Here is an 18,706-nt window from a genome sequence, read left to right on the forward strand (position 1 = left end):
TGTTTCTCAATAATCGACTGGGTTCTTCAGAAATTCATCCATCAGGGATAAACCAAAATCATACTATCTGTATTTTCAATATTGCACTGCCATTCTCTATTCCTCAACAGAACCTCAGTTCCAGAGGGATCAGTCCAATATGCTGTCCAACCTGCCTGCCTGTCGAACCGCATACTATGATGATCAAGCGAATATAAGGGATACGATTCATTATTCAACACTGTCTGAAATTTCCTCTTTCCGAGACAGTCTTAAAAAATGAGCAGTTCTTTTTATCTGTTCGTCGTGAGAAACCCCCTTAAAATCGATGGATACTATAATACGTCCTGTCTTCTCCACTTTCGATGATAATCGGAAACCAGCAAAGCAAGAAGCTTTGCGGTCCCGAACTGATGTTCGGAAACCGTCAGGAGCGGATCTTGAAACCTCTGTTCCCGGTGAGAAAACAATAAAAGCTTTTGAACCGCTGATAACAACTTCTTCCGCTCCTGCTCCCCCGGCGAGGTAATTCAGACGTGCCCTTTCAGCACAATTAAGCACAGGCTGCTCCGGTTTTCCAAATCTGTCTGTGAGATATTCGATCCACTCATCTATCTTATCTTCAGAATCCACTCTCCAGACGCTTCTGTAAATCTTCACCCTCTCTGATACACCCGGTATGTATTCGGGAGGTATGAACGAATCATCAGGTATCTCCACTCTTATGGTAACATCTGAATCGAGATTCAGACCTTTCAGCCGTTTAACCTCCTGTTCTATCAGACGCTCGAAGAGCGCGTATCCAATCGAAATCATCTGACCATGCTGAGATGCTCCAAGCAGCTCGCCGGCTCCTCGAATCTCAAGATCACGCATCGCGATATTCCAGCCGGACCCCAGTTCTGTATAACGGCGGATAGCATCCAGGCGATTCCTGGCCTCCGGTTTCAATTTTTGATTCTCCGGCACAATCAGGTAACAGTATGCCTGGTGATGACTTCTTCCAACTCTTCCCCGCAGCTGGTAAAGCTCAGCCAGACCGAACATCTGCGCATTATCAATAAAAATCGTATTCACCCGCGGAAGATCGAGTCCTGATTCAATAATCGATGTGCAGAGAAGGATGTCGTATCTGCCTTCCATGAAAGAATGCATAACATCCTCAAGTTCCCTCGGATTCATCTGTCCATGCCCGATAATAATCGAAACTTCCGGAAGAATGGATTCCAGTTTTTCCCTTACTCTCTCAATCGATTGAATCCTGTTATGGACGAAGAACACCTGGCCGTCTCTCTCCAGTTCACGGAGGACAGCTTTTGCAATTATCCTTGCGTTGAACCCAACCAGCTCCGTGTGAACCGGATACCTGTCTCTTGGAGGTGTGGCAATAATGGATATTTTTCGAAAACCTGACAGAGCCATGTGGAGCGTTCTCGGAATTGGTGTCGCAGTCATGGAGAGAGTATCGACTCCGGCCTTCAACTCTCTGAAATATTCCTTCTGTTTCACTCCAAAGCGATGTTCTTCATCAGTTACCAGTAATCCAAGCTTGTGAAAACGTATATCCTTCTGAAGAATTCGATGCGTTCCTATGATGATATCGATGTCCCCCACAGCGATATCAGCAAGAATTTGTTTCTGCTCCTGCTTCGTTCGAAATCTGCTGAGCATTTCAACTCTCACGGGAAATTCAGCCAGCCTGTCTCTGAATGTGAAATAGTGCTGCTCGGCAAGAACTGTCGTAGGGACCAGTATAGCTGCCTGGAATCCTGAATCAACGGTTCGAAATACAGCTCTTATTGCAACTTCAGTTTTCCCGTAGCCGACATCACCGCATACAAGCCTGTCCATCGGGCAATCGATCGCGAAATCACCCATTATCTTCCCGATTGTTTTCCTCTGGTCAGGGGTTTCCTCATATGGAAAACTTCTCTCAAGAGCTTGAACATGATGTCCGGGCGGGGCGAAAGGCTCCCTTTTTATCGCTTTCCTGCGGGCATACAGCATCGCCAGTCTTCCTGCAATCTCCTTTGCTTTTTTCCTCGCGCCGGAGACTCTTCTGGTCCATGACGTTCCTCCGATCTTATCGAGCCGGGGATTAATCCTGTCAGGGGCCATGAATTTCTGAACTGAACCTATTTCGTTAATAGGAACAAGAAGCCGGTCTCCATCACGATATTCGATTGCAAGACAGTCCAGAATCACGCCGGATGTCTCCACCTGTTCAAGACCCGTGAATCTGCCGATACCGTACCGTCTGTGTACAACCAGCTCTCCCGGAGAAATATCCCCTGAATCAGTAAGACCTTCTCCGCCCCTGAATTTTCTTATCCTTTCGGGTCTTCGCCTTCCCGAAAGCAATCTCCTCTCAGCGAGGATTACCAGTCCCGCTTCCGGCATATGAAAGCCTTCGGATATCGATAGAACACTCAGGTCAACCGGAGTGTCAACAGGAAGCAATTCGGCAAAGGTTTCCTGTTCCGCTTCAGAATCGCAAAGCACTGCAATTCTGCATCCATCCGCAGTCCACTTCATGAACTGACGGATCATTTCATTCTTATGGCCTATGAAGTTTTCCTGCGGGAGAGTTTTATAGTATACATCAACTTCAGACCGGGGAAATGGTTCAAGCCTGAGAATTCTACTGAAGGTCTCAAGATTCTCCAGGATTTCATCACATCTGAAAAACTGTTTCTCAAACTCAAAAGGAAGCTTCGCTGATATGAAATTATCCCTGTGAAAAGCAAGAGAATCCCGCATATGAACAACGATGGATTCAGGATCTGAGAGAACCAGAGTTCCGCCATCAGGTATGTAATCCAGAATACCGGATAGATGATCAAGGAATACCGGAAGGTAATGCTCAATTCCGGGAAATCCGTTTGAAGTCCAGAGTTTCTCACTCAACGGATGTTCGTCAGGAACTGTTTCGATAGCCAGATTCCAGTGTTCCGGTGACAGGAATGCTTCCCTTGCGGGGAGTAATCTGCATTCCTGGAGGTTCCTTATGCTTCGCTGAGATCTCTGGTCAAAAGTGCGGATGGATTCCAGTTCGTCTCCGAAGAACTCCAGTCTGATCGGATTATCCATTCCATATGTTCCGACATCAATTATACCGCCCCGTCTAGCCCATCTTGCCTGTTCCCATACACTCTCTTCTCTTAAATAGCCTGCGGACAGGAGCCAGTTCTCGATATTTTCGATTGATAGACGCATACCTCTGTAAAGCCTGAAACAGGAAAAGTACTCAGGAGGGGGAATTCGCTTAACCAGAGCTGATGCTGGAGCAACTACAACTGTTGATGAATTCCCGGAGAGTAATCCATCCATGCATTCCACCCGGTCAGATATCACACCTGGATGTGCAGGTTCTCCTTCAAAAGGAAGGGTTTCATACGCCGGGAAATACAACACATTTCCCAGTATTGACTTCAGATCGTCTCTCATACTCATTGAGTCAGCCACTGAAGGAGTTATCAGGAGTGTTGGACCGGCCAGCCGGTGAGCAGCTGCCGCAGCGAAAGACTGCGCTGATGCGATCAGTCCCCCGACTATGGTCAGGTCCTTCGATGCCAGCGACGTAAGCATCTCAGAAAATACCGAATCCCAGAAGAACTCATCCAAGAGCCATTCGTTCGGATTCTTATCTGTATCTTTCATTAAGGTGATGCGTTGATGCTGGATGAACCTTCCTGCTGAGGTAACGGTATTCCATTTCCAGCCATGAGAGACCACGCATTCTCAAGTATGGGCAGCTGCTTGATGAATGTGTCGAGGTTTTCTCCCTCAAGAGGATCTGCCGGTGGGAGAATCTCCGTAGCGGGGTTTACGAATGCTCCGTTTTTCTTCATCTCGAAATGTATATGAGGACCGGTTGAAAGACCTGTGCTGCCAATGTAGCCGATTACGTCACCCTGCCTCACATAGGATCCAATTGACATACCTGACGCGAATCGGCTCATATGTCCGTATCCTGTTTCGTACCCGTTTGCATGACGAACACGAACCATGTTACCGTAACCGCCGAGAACTCCACGGACAGTGATCACACCATCTCCCACGGCGTATATCTCCGTTCCCATCGGGGCTGCGTAGTCTATTCCCCTGTGCGCTCTCGTATATCCAAGAACAGGATGCATCCGAGCGCTTGAATACTCAGAACTGATCCTGCCGAATGGTACAGGCATTTTCAGAAACATCGTTCTGAGTGAGGCACCATCACGGTGATAATGATCCAGAATAACCGAAGTACCTCCTGGAGCTAATGAATCAGGCTGGTGAAAGAACGGCAAAGCTTCTGTCATACCGCCAAGGCTGAAATCGTACTTAGCTGCTATTATTCTGTTAAACGACGTCTCTGATGAGCCCGGATATCGTGTCTCTTCAAGAAGAACCCACACCTTATCACCTGGCTGAACATCATGATAAAAATCTATATCGTACACAAACAGTCTGTTCGCAAGCTCATTCTCGAATTCTTTAATAAAAGCAATCTTTCTAATTGAATCTCGTGCTGTGATGATATGCCCTGACGGTGTAAGATCATACGGTACTCCTCCACCCTCGATACTCTCCCATACGGAGCTTCTTACATCAAGCGTTACCGCCCGAAGACGTGTCCAGCGTTCCTCGGGAACCCATTGCCATCTCGAAGGCTCCGGAGTACCCTCAAAGATGATGCTGTAATAGCCGCGACTTCTCCTCGGTCTTGCTTTCACTTCCCATAGTAAACCTCTTGAATACACGGCTTCCAGCGTATCTCCCACATGTACGGATGTCCATCCAAGGCTGTCAAGGAATATAGAACAGCAATTCAAGTATCTGCTTCCTTCAATCCCGGTTGCGAAAAGGAGTCCGCCAAGAGTTCCGTCCTCTTCCACGCAGGCAATTCTGATAGAAAGCGTATCAGCCAGTATCGCGTTAAGTGAATCGATAACGTGAGTCAGCTCGGAATAGCTCTCGTGAAAGAACCACTCGTCACCTGTTCTATCATTATGCGGTTTACCAAAAATAAAAGTTGCAACTGCTCCCAGGATGAATAACAGCACCAGAATCAGTCTGGAGCGCATATCAGGATTCCCCAGTCATCATTATCCCCTGAATAGTCTTGAAAACCATGATCGCGCTCTGGACATAGCAGTCTGTTTCGGTAATCCAGGAACAGTCATAGGTGAACGAAGGGCCTCCAGAATTCCTGCGAGATCAACATTCTCCCGAACAATCTCCACGATCTCGGAAATTTTAACCGATTCTCCCGGTTCAACTTTGAATACTCGCCTGTTTAATACTGAAGCGGAATCTCCAGCGCTTTTTGCTGTTCTGTACAGAGGTATATCAAGTTTTCTGCATGCTTCAACCAGATATGAATCATGTCCTGCGAACGAACCGCAGATCACTATCGCGCCAGGTCCTTTTTCAAGTGCACCTGACAATCTTCTTGTTATCAGAGCATCAATAACTTCAAGCCTGGTTGCGCTGATAAGCAGAGCGCTGCCAGGACTTTCGATAACATCGGAGAGAATTTCTCTGATGTTTCCAAACGCTGTGATAAATCCCTCTACAGGCATATGGGGATCGGGCTTCCAGGAAATAACCGCTTCAAGATCGAGTTCTCTGCCAAGCATGCTCAGTGACGGTCTCGCGATGGAGGAAACGTACGGGATATACCCGAATACCGGTATTCCTCTTTCGGAAAACCATGGATCCAGAAACCTTTTCACCTTTTCCATTTTGCTTTTCCGAACACGATTAACAACAACTCCGAGAAGGGGAATATTCCTGTCATGAAAGAGACTGTTGCATAAAGCAAATCTGTCAATTGTTTTTCCGATACCTGCATCAAGAACAAGCAGAACCGGTATGTCAAGCAGACTGGCCACGCTTGCATTGCACAGACCGAATACGGAACCAACGCCGGGATGCCCTGTACCCTCGACAACAACAATATCGGAATCCGCTTCCAGATGTCTGAAAGCCTTCTGTATCTTCCCGCTGATATTGACCGGATGTCCTTCCTCGAGAAATTTCTCGGAAGCACCGGAAGACATTGCAAAGGGAGCTGCGTACTTCAACTCACTATTCAGCCCCAGTGAAGTATTTACAAGAAAGGAATCCTCACCGACGGAAGCCCCATCCAGCAAAGTTGTTTTCTGACCAAGCGGCTTCATGAAGGATGCTCCCCGATCAAGATGCTCACAAAGCCAGGAGATCAGTCCAAGAGAGAATGTGGTCTTTCCCGCATTCATGTCACTGCCAGCTATATAAATACCCTGCCGTTTCATTTCACTTCCTGATCATTATGGTTATTATTAATTACCCTGATAAAGTCTGTCACCAAAGTCACCCAGGCCAGGCAGTATGAACCAGTTCTCATCGAGTTCCCTGTCCACCGATACTGTGATAATAGTAAGATTCTCGTATCCCTGGAGTCTGTGTATCCCCTCCGGAGCCGCAACTACACTAACCAGTGTAATCTCTTCAACGCCTTTTTCAATAAGGTAATCAATCACGCCTGCGGCTGTTCCCCCTGTCGCAAGCATGGGATCAAGTATCAGAACATCTCTGCCTCGCAGATTCTGAATTGAATCATAGAGCCATTCTGCTGTTCCGGTTTTTTCATCCCGTCTCATTGCTATGAACGCCACAGGTGAATCAGGCAGAAGTTCCTGGAACGGAAGAAGAAGACCAAGACCGGCTCGAAGTACAGGGATGATGACAGGATGATTGTTGCATTTCTCGCCCAGTGTCTCTTCCATCGGAGTCTCAACCGAGATGGGTGAAGTCCCTCTATTCCTGGTCGCTTCAACGGCAAGCATGAGCCCCAGTCTGTATGCCAATCTCCTGAACTCATCAGGCTGGGTATTACGATTCCGAATATTCGTCAGGATGTCCCTTGCGACAGGATGCTCAAATTCAATAGTTTCCATTATCTTCTCCGGTATTATGTTCTGTGTCACGAACAGAGGAAAACATAAGCACCAGAGAACTGTTATGCCAGTTGTTCTTTTGAAAGGAGCGTCCGGTGGGACTATTGCGAAAACTCAGTCAAAGAGGTCTTGTTTACCAGATGACCGCCGAGGAGAAACTGTCCGAGCTTTTAGACGGACCTTCACTGAGTTTCTATATCGGTTTTGACCCTACGGCAGGGAGCCTTCACCTGGGACACCTTGTACCGATCATGATTGCACGTCATCTTCAAATGGGAGGACACAGACCCATACTGCTTGTCGGTGGAGCTACCGCACTTGTTGGAGATCCGTCCGAAAGAAGCCTGGAGAGAACCTTTGAATCAAAGGAAACAGTATCGAACTGGGCTGAATCGATCGGAAAACAGCTGGAGCATTTCCTTGAATTCAATGACAGTGAACATGGAGCGGTTCTGCTTGATAATTATGAATGGCTCAGTAAACTGAATCATATTGACTTTTTAAGAGATATCGGGCGTCACTTCAGCGTGAACCGGATGCTTTCCGCGGAATCGGTCAAGCTTAGACTGGAGAGCGGTATTTCCTTCCTTGAATTCGGCTACAGCCTCCTTCAGGCTTATGATTATCTGCATCTGTACCGAAATTTCGCATGCGTGCTTCAGGTGGGCGGTTCCGATCAGTGGGGTAATATCGTTTCCGGAATTGATCTTGTCAGGCGCGTTGAGCAAAATGAGGTATGGGGTTTCACATGTCCTCTGGTAACTACCGCTTCAGGTGAAAAAATGAGCAAGACCCAGGCCGGCGGAGCCATCTGGCTCGATCCGGAACTGACAAGCCCGTACGAATACTACCAGTTCTGGATAAACGTAGATGACAAGGACGCAGTCTATTTTCTCAGGCTTTACACTTTCCTGCCCGGAGATGAAATCGATGAGCTGGCCCTTCTGACCGGAGCAGATATCCGGCAAGTAAAGGAAAAACTTGCGTTCGAAGCAACAGTCCTCGCGCATGGGAGAGAAGAAGCTCTCAAAGCGGAGAAAGCCTCGCGCGCACTCTTCGCAGGACAGGGAGATCAGGAAGATGTACCAACGCTTGAAATTCCGAAGACAAGGCTGAATAATGGGATCAGCTGTCTTGATCTTTTCGTTGAAACAGGTCTCTGTCCGAGCAGAAGCGAAGTGAGAAGAATGGCGAAACAGGGCGGTCTGTACATAGATAATAATCGTATTGAAGATCCTCTTGAGAACCTTGATCCGCAAAGCACAAATAAAAGCATTCTGCTGAGAGCAGGCAAGAAAAGGTACTACAGGGTCAACTTCAGCTAACGGGGTCGTCACTTGCGGCACTTACAATATTGAACAAACATGTAAGTGGATATCAGTCTGAGCTATTACTGATTGAAGGACCAGCATTGCGAGATATTGAAGATTTGAACAAAAATCAGCATATGCGTGAAAAACTGCTTGAAATCACCGCTGAACTTGCGGAACAGAAACTTATTAACTCATCTCTTCAGGATGAACTCAACAGTCTTAACCTTGTTTTCCGGAACTCAGTCGATATTCTCCTGATTGTCAATCCTGAAACCGTCCGCATCACTCGAGCAAGCGATGCTGCTGAAATACTGCTGGGGTACAATCCAGCCGAGCTTGTTGGAAAAATGTTGATGGATATCCTCCCCGATGCATCCGGTGTTGAGCCTGACACAACTCGAACCGCTGTTCCGAAAATCATGGACGGTGTCTTTCTCGATCAGAAGATGAAGTGCAGAGACGGCTCGATCAGAAAGATGGACATGACATCGAATCTGGTCAGCGGAAACGGCCATAACGCTATTCTGTTATCATTCCGGGACACCGCCGAAAGGAGGCGGTTCCAAAGAGAAATGAAAAAGAGAAACAGCGCACTGGATGGCGCCCTCAGCGCGATGATTATTTTCGATACAGACTGGAAAATTGACTACGCCAACCGTAAGGCAGCGATATACTGGAAACTTGATACAAGTGATATCGCGGATCTGGACATCTCGACACTCATACCCGACAAAAGCTGTCTCCAAACCATGAAACAGGCTATTTCGGAGAACAGCGAATGGGAAGATGACATCGACTGCATAAGGAACGATGGTTCCGTTTTTTACGCTCATGTTACATCCACTGCGGTATCTGATGAACAGGATAAGCTCTGGTACGTTCTCTCATTTGTCGATATTACAAAACAGAAGAAACTGGAAGAACAGCTCAGAGATATGTCACTTCACGATGAACTAACCGGTCTGTACAACAGACGGGGTTTCATGACTGTAGGGCGACAGCTGCTTGAATCTTCGATTCGATCAAATCCAGAAATAGGGCTTCTCTTTGTTGATCTGGATAATCTGAAACTGATCAACGATAAGTTGGGTCATCAAGCCGGTGATAGAGCCATAATCGAGACGGCATACATACTCAGAAATACTTTTCGAGAATCGGATATTACAGCAAGGATGGGTGGAGACGAACTCGTTGCTCTTTTCCTTGGCGCTCCCTTCATTGATCAGAAATCATTCAAAACCAGAATCCACTCCAGCATTAATGAATTAAACGATAAGGGAAATCTTCCATTCAAGCTCTCGCTCAGCTGCGGCTATGCTTCTACAATACTTGATGAGAATACATCTCTTGAGGAACTTCTCAGCAGGGCTGATTCACTTATGTACTCCGACAAGCTTCTCCACAGAAACAGCAGGTAAATCTCACACATCCACAAAAGCAATATGGGGACAGTTCAATGAACCACCCCCATCACTAAATACTTCTTATCAGTTAAGTAAGGTCAGCGAGACCCGCTGGTGCCAGAGGTGCCGCTGGTGCCTGATCTTGTTCCGCTCCCTGTCGAAGAGGACGATCTTGAAGTTCCAATATGATTAATGGTATATCTGAGATCAGCGACTTCAGAACTGAGATTGCTGAGTTCTGTCTTCAGTGAATCGTTTTCCAGAATAAGGCTGTCCAGTGAAAGGACAACTTCATTCAGTGACTCATCAATAACTGTCATGCTGTCTGTAAGCAGATTCATTGAGTCCTCGAGACCCTCGACATCGGAAATGGTTATAATCTTTTCCTCGGAAGGTTCGATGTCACCTGGTTCATCACTTTCCTCTACTGAACGTTCCGTAGTCCCGGAAATTTCACCGGTTTCAAGGAAAGTAACCCTTTCATCAAGGTCTTCAATGTCGTCCAACACCTGAGTAAAACTGTTTGTAAGCTCGGAATCATCATAGCTCACAGAAGTCTCCAGAACATCAACTCTCTCTTCAAGCTCTCCTACTCCCGGCATATTACATGCAAGCAGGAGAAACGCACCGGTCAAAATTGCGAGCTTCATTCAGAATCAGCCCCTTCCTCCGATTCGCCGAATACTTCGGCTGTGTATGTGTATATCTGAACATCTTCCTGACGAAAACAGTCCGGTGACAGTCCCGCCTTGAGACATGTATGTGAAAGGAAGGTTTCTCTGTCCCATCTCTGCTCGATGGCAACCTGTGGAAGCAGAGTTCCGGCTCGGAATCCTGATTTGATATAGATACCGTGAATTCCTGGAACTACATTTTCCGCTCTGGTCAGGATCATCGGGCTTAAAAGGGAAATCTCCAGATCAATTCCATCCACGTCCTCGGGACTGACCTTCGGAAACCTCGGATCGCTAACGGCAGCTGAAGCCGCCATTTCAATCACGGTCTGTCCCAGAGAACCCGTTCCTGTAAAATGGCCTATACAACCCCTGAGTAAGCCATCCTTCCTGAGAGTAACAAAAGCGCCGCCTTCCCTTTCAAAGACATCTCCCGATGGTATGTCCGGAAGCTGTTTTCCGGCTGCTGCAGCTTCAACAGACCTTCTTGCAAGATCCAGTATTCTCTTTCTGCAGGCAGAATCAGTTATTCCTGAACCTCCTTTGCGGTGTAACCGGCAAAATATCCTACAACGGAGTTTCTATCTCCGCTGGCTGTCGCGGATGTATCCCACATGATTTCACCGAATTTAACAGAACCGGCAATTATGGAGTAATTCATTAGCGTAAGCATGGGGCCGCCTCCGCATGCCTCGATTCCGCTTGAAAGAACACCATTCAGATTAATCGGATCTCCACTGACAAATGCGTCGATCACCTTTCTATCCATTCGCTTCGCTTCGTCATAAGGATGGTAATGTGAAAGGTCACTTGAAGCCACTATCAGAATATCCTCTCTGTTCTTCAGAACATCGTGGAGATTCTCGGCAAGAGTTCGCGAATGGCCATTGAACACAGAGCCCTGAAGAATAACAACGATGGATGCGTCAGGCCACTTTGTCTGGATGAAAGGAATCTGAACTTCTGCTGAATGCTCTCCTCTGTGAGCAGGAGCCTGGAAGGAAAGGCCGGAGTCCAGCAGATCGGCAGTTATTTCACTGTCAATCATTGCGACACCAAGCGGTGTTAAGTATCCCTCTCCTTCGTAAACCGACGCACCATGAACCGGATATCCGTGCGATGGCGCCAGTATAATAACTGTACTCACGCCAGCCGGAGCAGAAGCAAATGCGGCTCCAGCCACTGCACCGGAGTAAACATATCCTGCATGAGGGCTCACAAGACCGGTTATTAAGCTGTCAGGTTTTCTGCCTGAGAACGACATGAAATCGGCGATCATCGAACTCAGATGTTCTCCGTCTGACGGGTAGAACATACCTGCTACCACCGGATTCCGTATCATTTTTCATCTCTTTTGCTCATCATGTCCTCCATTGAGTAAAGTCCTGGAGGTTTTCCAAAAATAAAATCTGCCGCTTTCAGCGCTCCGATGGCGAACGTTCTCCGTCCAGTAGCTGAATGAGACAGAAGAAGTTTCTCTCCGTCTCCAAGCAGATAGAGCTGGTGATCTCCGACTATATCACCACCTCTGACGGAATGAATGCCTGTTTCATCCGGGCTTCTTGGCCCTGCAGGTCCGGATCTGCCATAGGTGATCTTCTTTCCGCCGCCGTTCTTCTCCCAGATATTCAGCAAAGTAAGAGCTGTTCCGCTGGGACTGTCGATCTTCCCGCTGTGGTGAAATTCAACAATCTCAAGGTCGAAATCATCGGCAAGCATGGAGGCTGCGGTCTGCAGAAGTCTGCCAAGAACAAATATCCCCATACTCATATTGGATGAAAAGAAAACGGGTCTAACCGAAGACCACTTTCGAAGCAGTTCCATCTCGGCATTTCCCAGCCCGGTAGTTCCTGACACGAGCCCCGCAGTGTTGCCTTGAAGCAGTTTATCAAGGTCTTCCCAGGCGGATGGAAGGGTAAAATCTATGACCGTATCGACTTCAGGAGGAAGCTTTCCATCAACAGAGTTTCCCGGAGTGGTTATGTCATAGCACGCTATTATGGAGGAGCCTGCCTCTTCTCTGACAAGTCGCCCCATTCTCCCTTCACTGCCGAATACACAGATTTTCATCAGATCAGATCAGCCTGTTCCAGTATTCTTCTCAGTTCCGGAACATATTCTTCTTTCATGGAGACCAGCGGCAACCGGAGCTCGTTCTGAATCCTGCCCATCAAAGCAAGTGATTTCTTCACGGGCATTGGATTTGTCTGAAGGAACATCGCCTTTATCACGGGGTACAGTCTGGATTGAATTTTTCTTGCTTCCTGCAGATTCCCTGAAGCCGCAGTAGAGATAAGTTCAGACATGGCCGCAGGCGCAATATTGGATACTACGGAAATAACTCCTGCGGCTCCAAGAGCAACCTGAGCCATTGCTATGGGATCATCACCACTCAGCACGGTTATATCGCATAGATTCAGAATCGCGGTTACCCTCTCAGCAGAACCGGCTGCATCTTTGATCGCAACAATTCTCGGATGTTCCGACAGTAGAGCTATTGCCTCTGGCAGCATATTCGTGCCTGTTCTTCCAGGCACGTTGTAGAGTATTACAGGACAGTCAACCGCATCCGCAACCAGAGTATAGTGTTCTATCTGCCCCTCGGGAGTCGGCTTGTTGTAATATGGAGTGATTAGCAGAACAGCATCCACTCCCAGATCTGCGGTCTCGCGCGAGAGTCTGACCGAAGATTCAGTATCATTCGTACCTGTTCCTGCAATCACCGGAACGCGGCCTTCAGCAGCCTCCAGGACTGTCCGGACCACCAGATGATGTTCCTCAGTACTGAGAGTTGCAGCTTCACCGGTACATCCGCACGCAAGCAATCCGTCTATCCCCTGGTCGATCTGCCAGTTAACCAGATCGCTCAAGGAAACCGTATCAATTGCGCCTTTTCTGAACGGTGTTACCAGTGCTGTAATCGCTCCGCTGAACATCGGCTAGTCACCGAGTTGCTTCAGAAAGGGCTTGAGAAGCTCTATAGGCAGCGGGAATATGGTAGTCGAGTTGTTCTCAACGGCGATCTCTGACAGAGTCTGCAGATATCGGAGCTGAAGAGCTACAGGATGAGCACTGATGATATCCGCAGCATCGGCAAGCTTCTGTGAAGCCTGGAACTCGGCTTCTGCCCTTATGATCTTGGCTCTTCTGTCTCTTTCAGCTTCAGCCTGCTTGGCCATAACCCTCTGCATCTCCTCGGGGAGATCAACATGCTTGACTTCGACCGTACTGACCTTGATTCCCCATGGGTCGGTCATCCTGTCAAGTATATTCTGCAGCTTGCCGTTGATCTCATCCCTCTGCGAAAGAAGCTCATCAAGAGTTGCCTCACCAAGAACACTTCTGAGAGTAGTCTGAGCCAGCTGACTTGTGGCATAAATGTAGTTTTCAACTTCGAGAATAGCTTTCTTCGGGTCGATAACCCTGAAGTAGACCACTGCGTTCACTCTCACAGATACATTATCCTGCGTAATAACATCCTGTGGAGGAACATCCATCGCGATAACCCTCAGATCAACACGACGGATAGTATCTATAAGCGGCCAGACTATTATCAAACCGGGTCCTTTAAGCCCTATGACCTTTCCAAGTCTGAATACCACACCCCTTTGATATTCCTTGAGTACTTTCAGCGCTGAAAGAAGAAAAAAGAAAAGTATAACAGCAATGACAATTAAGAATTCCATTAGAACTCCTTCCTCAATTTGTTCTTATTGACTTTTAATACGCTTCACTTCAAGGATCATTGAATCCTCTTCAATCCCGACGATCTCTACAGTCGCTCCCTTTTCAATCCTATCATCACCATTCGGCTGTAAACACCACCAGAGTTCACCCCTGATTTCTACAATTGATCGCTGCCTGAATCCCGATGTTTTCCTGATAATTCCGGTTTCGCCTATCATGGAAATCTCCCCTGTCACCTTCGGTCTGCTCTGTGCCCTGAGACCGAGATAAAGCTGTATCAGAGCCAGAACGAGTAGAATGGCACCGGCAGTAATCACAAGAGGGATAATATCAATAGAAATACCAAACAGATCTGTATTCATCATCATTCCATCTTCCAATCCGAAGCGGTTTCAATGCCCTTGAGCCTCAGATCCAGTTTTGTCGGATTGGATGCCGAGGCAAGAGCAGTTTCCTTGTCTATTTTATCATTCACAATAAGCTGGTAGAGGGCCATATCAAATGTCTGCATACCATATTGTGAAAAGCTTTTCTCTATCGTTTCAGTCAGAAGATATGTCTTGTCAGGATGGATTATACATTCAGTAACAGTGGAAGATCTGACAAGCACTTCCGCCGCAAGTACTCTCGACGTGTTTTCACCTTCTTCATCTTCATCATTCTGCTTACCGGGTAGAAGCCGCTGAGATATGATTCCGCTGATAAGCTGACCAAGCTGAAGCCTTACAAGATGCTGCTGAGAGGAGGGAAATACATCGATAATACGGGATATCGTTTCCATCGTATCGGTTGTGTGCAGTGTACTCAGAACAAGGTGCCCGGTTTCCGCACCTGTTAAAGCGGTCGCTATTGTTTCAGGGTCTCTCATCTCGCCAATCAGAATTACATCCGGATCCTGCCTGAAAACAGCGCGAAGTCCGGAACTCCAGCTCTGTGTATCTATTCCGACTTCACGCTGGCATATTGTGGAGTTTATGTCTCTGTGCAGAAATTCTATAGGATCCTCTATGGTTACGATATGAACCGAACGATTCTGATTGATATAATTAATCATGGCTGCTATTGACGTTGATTTCCCGCTGCCTGTTACACCTGTAACAAGAACCAGACCACGGGGTTCCATAGCAATCTTCTTGACTACTTCAGGAAGACCGAGCTCATCAATATCCGGAATCTCATAAGGTATCCTTCGCATAACGACAGCTGGTGTTCCGCGCTGATTATAGATATTCACCCTGAACCTGGCTTTCCCCGGGAGCGAATAACCCAGATCAACCTCTTCGCCACGGGCAAGACGTTCAGCCTGATATTCAGATACAAGTTCATCAACAATTTTTTGAACATGCTCCGTCTTCATGGGCTTGAATTCAGCCACATGAATGATCATTCCAGCTTTTCTTATAATCGGGATGCTTCCGACTTTGAAATGAATATCGCTGACATCCTTCTCGAGTACCGCGTTCAGAAGCCTGTCAACCGCCTTTTCGTCCGGCATAAAGTTCATTCTCCCCAATGTATTTCTGTACGCTGTCAGGTACAAGATAGCGTGTATTCAATCCTCTGGCAAATCTATCTCTGAGATCGCTTGAAGATATGAACAATCCGGGAACAGGAAAGGTCTCGATCATCGATCTGATTTTGGGGTCAACAGATGATATTTCATATCCCGGTCTTGTTCCCACAACCAGTTTCGCTCTTTCAGAAATACGTTCGGGATCTTTCCAGGTATGCATTTCCTCAAGGCTGTCCATACCCATGATAAAACAGATATCCAGCCCTTCATCCGCAAGGTTCTCCAGCAGATTTACAGTCCAGGACGGCTTATCATGAGGTTCAAGATCAGCAGCGGACAGCTCAGGAGAATCCTTCAGGGCAATCTTCGTCATTTCGAAACGGTGATGGAATGGAGTTACTCTAAATCCTGGCTTATGCGGAGGAAATCTGGAGGGAACGAGAAGAACATTTTCCAAATGAAATCTGTGATATGCCTCAAGAGCAAGAACCAGATGGCCAAAATGAGGAGGATCGAACGTCCCCCCCAGAAGCCCGGTCATCTTATAGTTCTTCCAGAATGTTCTGCAGTTCGATTAACTGATCTTCATTCAATTCGCACTCGTCAAGCGCCCTCTGAAAAAATCTCCTTGCTGAATATTCGTTTCCCCTTTTAATGTAGACGCCTCCAATAGCCATTAGAATCTCGGCTTTGCATTCAGTATCACCATAATCATTCAGAGCTTCGCGAAGGTATAGAAGAGACGCATCGTACTTATTTCTTCTGGCATAGAATTGACCCACAAAAAGAGCTCTCATCGAAAGGACATTGTTGATACTGTCGCTGAGTGCCGTAGCTTCCTCGATCAGAGTGGATCCGGGATACTTCTCGAAGAAAGAGATCAACTGAGTTCTGGAGTTCATGATGGGAGTCAGATCCTTCTTGTAGTTATGCCTCTGTAACCACCAGATACGAGCTGATTGAAATGAACAGTCATCAGCCAGTGAACTCCGGGAGTACTCCGACTGGACGCGGTTGAAATAGAACAGGGCATCTGCCCAGAACCTCAAGGCAGCCTCGGACATACCGAGTCTGTAAAGATATAGATCGGTATTTGCCGCTCCGGGGTATCCGAACATCAGTTCCGTATACATTCCGGCAGCATTATTGAAATCCTCATCAAGGAATGCGGCATCAGCAAGCTGCTCCAGCTGTTCATGATCCAAACCTCTGGTATTGTAGGATTTTCCGCAGGATGTTACAGCAATCAGAATAAGTAATGCAAAGGCATAATATTTTATCATTCGAATATCCCGTTCATTCAATTCCATAGGTTAACGAATCTCTTCTTGCGGCAGCAAGGCTTGCTGCCAGTGAAGATGATCCCGGTGAGACACTGCATGCTCTTCTGTACCATTGGAGCGCGCTTTCTATACTGCTGTTTTCCTCTTCCATCAGACCCAGCATATATGCCGCCTGAATCCTTTCTCCGGAGAAATTGGAATTCCAGACCTCAAGCAATTTCTCACGGGCAAGAATACTTCTATCCAATCTAATATCCTCTTCCGCCGAATCCAGGAGAAGATGTATTCTTCTCTGTCTTTCTTCCGGTTGTATCCCTCCGAGCCTGTCAAGTTCCGTCAACACATCGAGCTCTTCACTGATCCTGGATGTATAAGGCAGCAAAGCCGCCCTGGCCTTCAGTATATCTTCTCTGAGATCTGTTCTGGAGCGTGATATTCTTTCAAGTTCGACAAGGTAAATTTCAGCTGCGATTGATAAAAGACTGTCACCGGAGGAGAAACCTATAACGCTGTCCGGAATATCAGACAGCATTTCCAGGTGATCACCTGCATAAACGCCGCGAAACAGCCATTCCTCTTCGAATATTTCCTGGATATTGTAATCCAGCGCATATTCAAAACACTGAAAGGCCTGAAGAGAATCCGCATTTCGTGCCATCTCCCAGGCCAGTCTTCTCCATAGTTCTCCGATCTCTCTCGGATCGATATCACCGGGATGCTCAGAGAGAATAAGAACGGCTTCTCTGGCTTTCTGTCTGTAAAGGGAGCTTCTTTCCGCCTGAGCTGCAAGAACAGCTGTTTCTGCAAACTCCAGCAGTAATCCGGGCTGGTTGTCTCCCTGTGCCACCAGTTCTTCAAAAAGCATTACAGATTGTACATAACGTCCTGATTGTCTTAGAAGTCTTGCTTCATTCAGACTGTCACTACCTGAATTATTATCGCATGCAAATGACGCTGAAAGCAAAACAGCAGTTGTGATAAGAGCTGTCTTGAAACGTATCATGGGAGTAAATCGCAAGTTAAAGCGGATCGTGTATCGTCCTGATATTATCATCAGGATTTCTCTGTAATTTCAAATGAAATCAATTTGCTTTTCTAGGAGCTTGTCCGATAATGTGCATTGAGCAGAAGAGCCTCGCAGATGAGATAGAATGCTCGGAGATTTGAGGAGAATACTGGAAGTATTTGACGATAATATCCGGGTATTATAGCCAGCTGTGTGGGTTTTATGCCGATGCTTCATTGTCGGATATGCTCCTAGTCTGCTCTGCTGGAATAGAACAGATATACAAGGCTGGCGACCACACCGGATACAATCAGAGGTTCAAGAATGGAAGAACCTGAATCTTCAGGCAGTTCCCTGGACAGCCATTCCCATTCCGAAGATCCGCTGAGGGTAGAAACATCAGACCATGAAACAACATCGTCTGCTGTACCATTCGTTCTGGCGGTTGTAACAATCTTACCGTTTGAATCGACCAGAGTCGCTGAAAGTTCGCATCTGGCAATCCTCTCAACGCGTTTGCTTCCAATCAACCAGGGTCTGCTGACATCTCCATATTCAACAACGATCTCCATTGGTCGAACCATCAGCCGATCGAAAGAACGGAATGATGAATCGGAAACTGAGCTGATGATCGAGATATCATTCTCACAGAGCACTGAAGCAAGTGTCTGCTCCAGGAACCATCCTCCTTCATGCTCACCAAGAATTTCGATTATAATATTTTGTACATTGTAAGATTCCAGGATGTCCGAAAGAGCTTCACTTGATATTACAAGCGCCTCTTCAGCCAGTTCCATATTTGACGGAGTAAGAGCAAGTACAATTGTCAGCAGAATTGTATTCATTTCAGTTCCTTCATATTCTCAGTTGAAAACCATACCAGAAGCCGGCTTCGCTGACTTCAGGTAATAAAACTAGGAGT

The 18,706-nt window shown here is 47.0% G+C and carries 18 protein-coding genes; 2 read left to right on the forward strand and 16 right to left on the reverse strand.

The window, feature by feature from the left end:
- Positions 1 to 210: 210 nt before the first annotated feature.
- The 4 genes from mfd to upp are packed head-to-tail and all read right to left on the reverse strand — an operon-like array spanning position 211 to position 6,905.
- A complete protein-coding gene (mfd, locus tag K8R76_08225; GenBank protein MCD4848161.1) occupies positions 211 to 3,639 on the reverse strand; it encodes a transcription-repair coupling factor in 3,429 nt (1,142 codons plus the stop codon).
- Positions 3,639 to 5,048, reverse strand: a complete 1,410-nt coding sequence (locus tag K8R76_08230) for a M23 family metallopeptidase (GenBank protein MCD4848162.1) — start codon at positions 5,046 to 5,048, stop codon at positions 3,639 to 3,641. The genes mfd and K8R76_08230 overlap by 1 nt, the downstream gene beginning before the upstream one ends.
- Positions 5,049 to 5,069: 21 nt before the next feature.
- Complete coding sequence (locus K8R76_08235; protein MCD4848163.1) at positions 5,070 to 6,260, reverse strand: AAA family ATPase; 1,191 nt, start codon at positions 6,258 to 6,260, stop codon at positions 5,070 to 5,072.
- Between the two features lie 27 nt (positions 6,261 to 6,287).
- Positions 6,288 to 6,905, reverse strand: a complete 618-nt coding sequence (upp, locus tag K8R76_08240; GenBank protein MCD4848164.1) for a uracil phosphoribosyltransferase — start codon at positions 6,903 to 6,905, stop codon at positions 6,288 to 6,290.
- Positions 6,906 to 7,000: 95 nt separating this feature from the next.
- On the opposite strand from upp, the gene tyrS reads away from it, so the two are divergent.
- Together tyrS and K8R76_08250 are read left to right on the forward strand one after the other, a co-directional pair.
- A complete protein-coding gene (gene tyrS, locus K8R76_08245) occupies positions 7,001 to 8,230 on the forward strand; it encodes a tyrosine--tRNA ligase (protein MCD4848165.1) in 1,230 nt (409 codons plus the stop codon).
- Between the two features lie 86 nt (positions 8,231 to 8,316).
- Positions 8,317 to 9,636, forward strand: coding sequence for a diguanylate cyclase (locus tag K8R76_08250; GenBank protein MCD4848166.1), 1,320 nt, complete (start codon positions 8,317 to 8,319; stop codon positions 9,634 to 9,636).
- 83 nt (positions 9,637 to 9,719) lie between these two features.
- Here the strand turns inward: K8R76_08250 and K8R76_08255 are convergent, their stop codons facing one another.
- The 12 genes from K8R76_08255 to K8R76_08310 all read right to left on the reverse strand — a co-directional run bounded on the left by K8R76_08255 (position 9,720) and on the right by K8R76_08310 (position 18,629).
- Positions 9,720 to 10,271, reverse strand: coding sequence for a hypothetical protein (locus K8R76_08255; protein MCD4848167.1), 552 nt, complete (start codon positions 10,269 to 10,271; stop codon positions 9,720 to 9,722).
- Positions 10,268 to 10,825, reverse strand: a complete 558-nt coding sequence (gene amrA / locus K8R76_08260) for an AmmeMemoRadiSam system protein A (protein MCD4848168.1) — start codon at positions 10,823 to 10,825, stop codon at positions 10,268 to 10,270. The genes K8R76_08255 and amrA overlap by 4 nt, the downstream gene beginning before the upstream one ends.
- Positions 10,822 to 11,637 (reverse strand): AmmeMemoRadiSam system protein B, encoded by an 816-nt coding sequence (gene amrB, locus K8R76_08265; GenBank protein MCD4848169.1) that lies wholly within the window; start codon positions 11,635 to 11,637, stop codon positions 10,822 to 10,824. The genes amrA and amrB overlap by 4 nt, the downstream gene beginning before the upstream one ends.
- Positions 11,634 to 12,365 (reverse strand): 4-hydroxy-tetrahydrodipicolinate reductase, encoded by a 732-nt coding sequence (dapB, locus tag K8R76_08270; GenBank protein ID MCD4848170.1) that lies wholly within the window; start codon positions 12,363 to 12,365, stop codon positions 11,634 to 11,636. Before dapB ends, amrB begins: the two co-directional genes overlap by 4 nt.
- Positions 12,365 to 13,231, reverse strand: coding sequence for a 4-hydroxy-tetrahydrodipicolinate synthase (dapA, locus tag K8R76_08275; protein MCD4848171.1), 867 nt, complete (start codon positions 13,229 to 13,231; stop codon positions 12,365 to 12,367). The genes dapB and dapA overlap by 1 nt, the downstream gene beginning before the upstream one ends.
- 3 nt (positions 13,232 to 13,234) lie before the next feature.
- Positions 13,235 to 13,981 (reverse strand): slipin family protein, encoded by a 747-nt coding sequence (locus tag K8R76_08280; GenBank protein MCD4848172.1) that lies wholly within the window; start codon positions 13,979 to 13,981, stop codon positions 13,235 to 13,237.
- Positions 13,982 to 14,005: 24 nt separating this feature from the next.
- Positions 14,006 to 14,350 carry a hypothetical protein gene (locus K8R76_08285; protein MCD4848173.1) on the reverse strand — a complete coding sequence of 115 codons (345 nt, stop codon included), beginning with the start codon at positions 14,348 to 14,350 and terminating at the stop codon, positions 14,006 to 14,008.
- Positions 14,347 to 15,477, reverse strand: coding sequence for a PilT/PilU family type 4a pilus ATPase (locus tag K8R76_08290; GenBank protein MCD4848174.1), 1,131 nt, complete (start codon positions 15,475 to 15,477; stop codon positions 14,347 to 14,349). Before K8R76_08290 ends, K8R76_08285 begins: the two co-directional genes overlap by 4 nt.
- Positions 15,455 to 16,036 carry a nicotinate-nucleotide adenylyltransferase gene (gene nadD / locus K8R76_08295; protein ID MCD4848175.1) on the reverse strand — a complete coding sequence of 194 codons (582 nt, stop codon included), beginning with the start codon at positions 16,034 to 16,036 and terminating at the stop codon, positions 15,455 to 15,457. The genes K8R76_08290 and nadD overlap by 23 nt, the downstream gene beginning before the upstream one ends.
- A 1-nt stretch (position 16,037) precedes the next feature.
- Positions 16,038 to 16,778: an outer membrane protein assembly factor BamD gene (gene bamD, locus K8R76_08300; protein MCD4848176.1), complete on the reverse strand. Its 741-nt coding sequence runs from the start codon at positions 16,776 to 16,778 to the stop codon at positions 16,038 to 16,040.
- Positions 16,779 to 16,791: 13 nt separating this feature from the next.
- Entirely contained in the window at positions 16,792 to 17,832 is a 1,041-nt protein-coding gene (locus tag K8R76_08305) for a hypothetical protein (protein MCD4848177.1), read from the reverse strand.
- Positions 17,833 to 18,035: 203 nt separating this feature from the next.
- A complete protein-coding gene (locus K8R76_08310; protein MCD4848178.1) occupies positions 18,036 to 18,629 on the reverse strand; it encodes a hypothetical protein in 594 nt (197 codons plus the stop codon).
- Positions 18,630 to 18,706 lie beyond the last annotated feature (77 nt).

Origin of the sequence: Candidatus Aegiribacteria sp. (genome assembly GCA_021108435.1) — a bacterium.
Taxonomy (GTDB): domain Bacteria; phylum Fermentibacterota; class Fermentibacteria; order Fermentibacterales; family JCC-6; genus Aegiribacteria.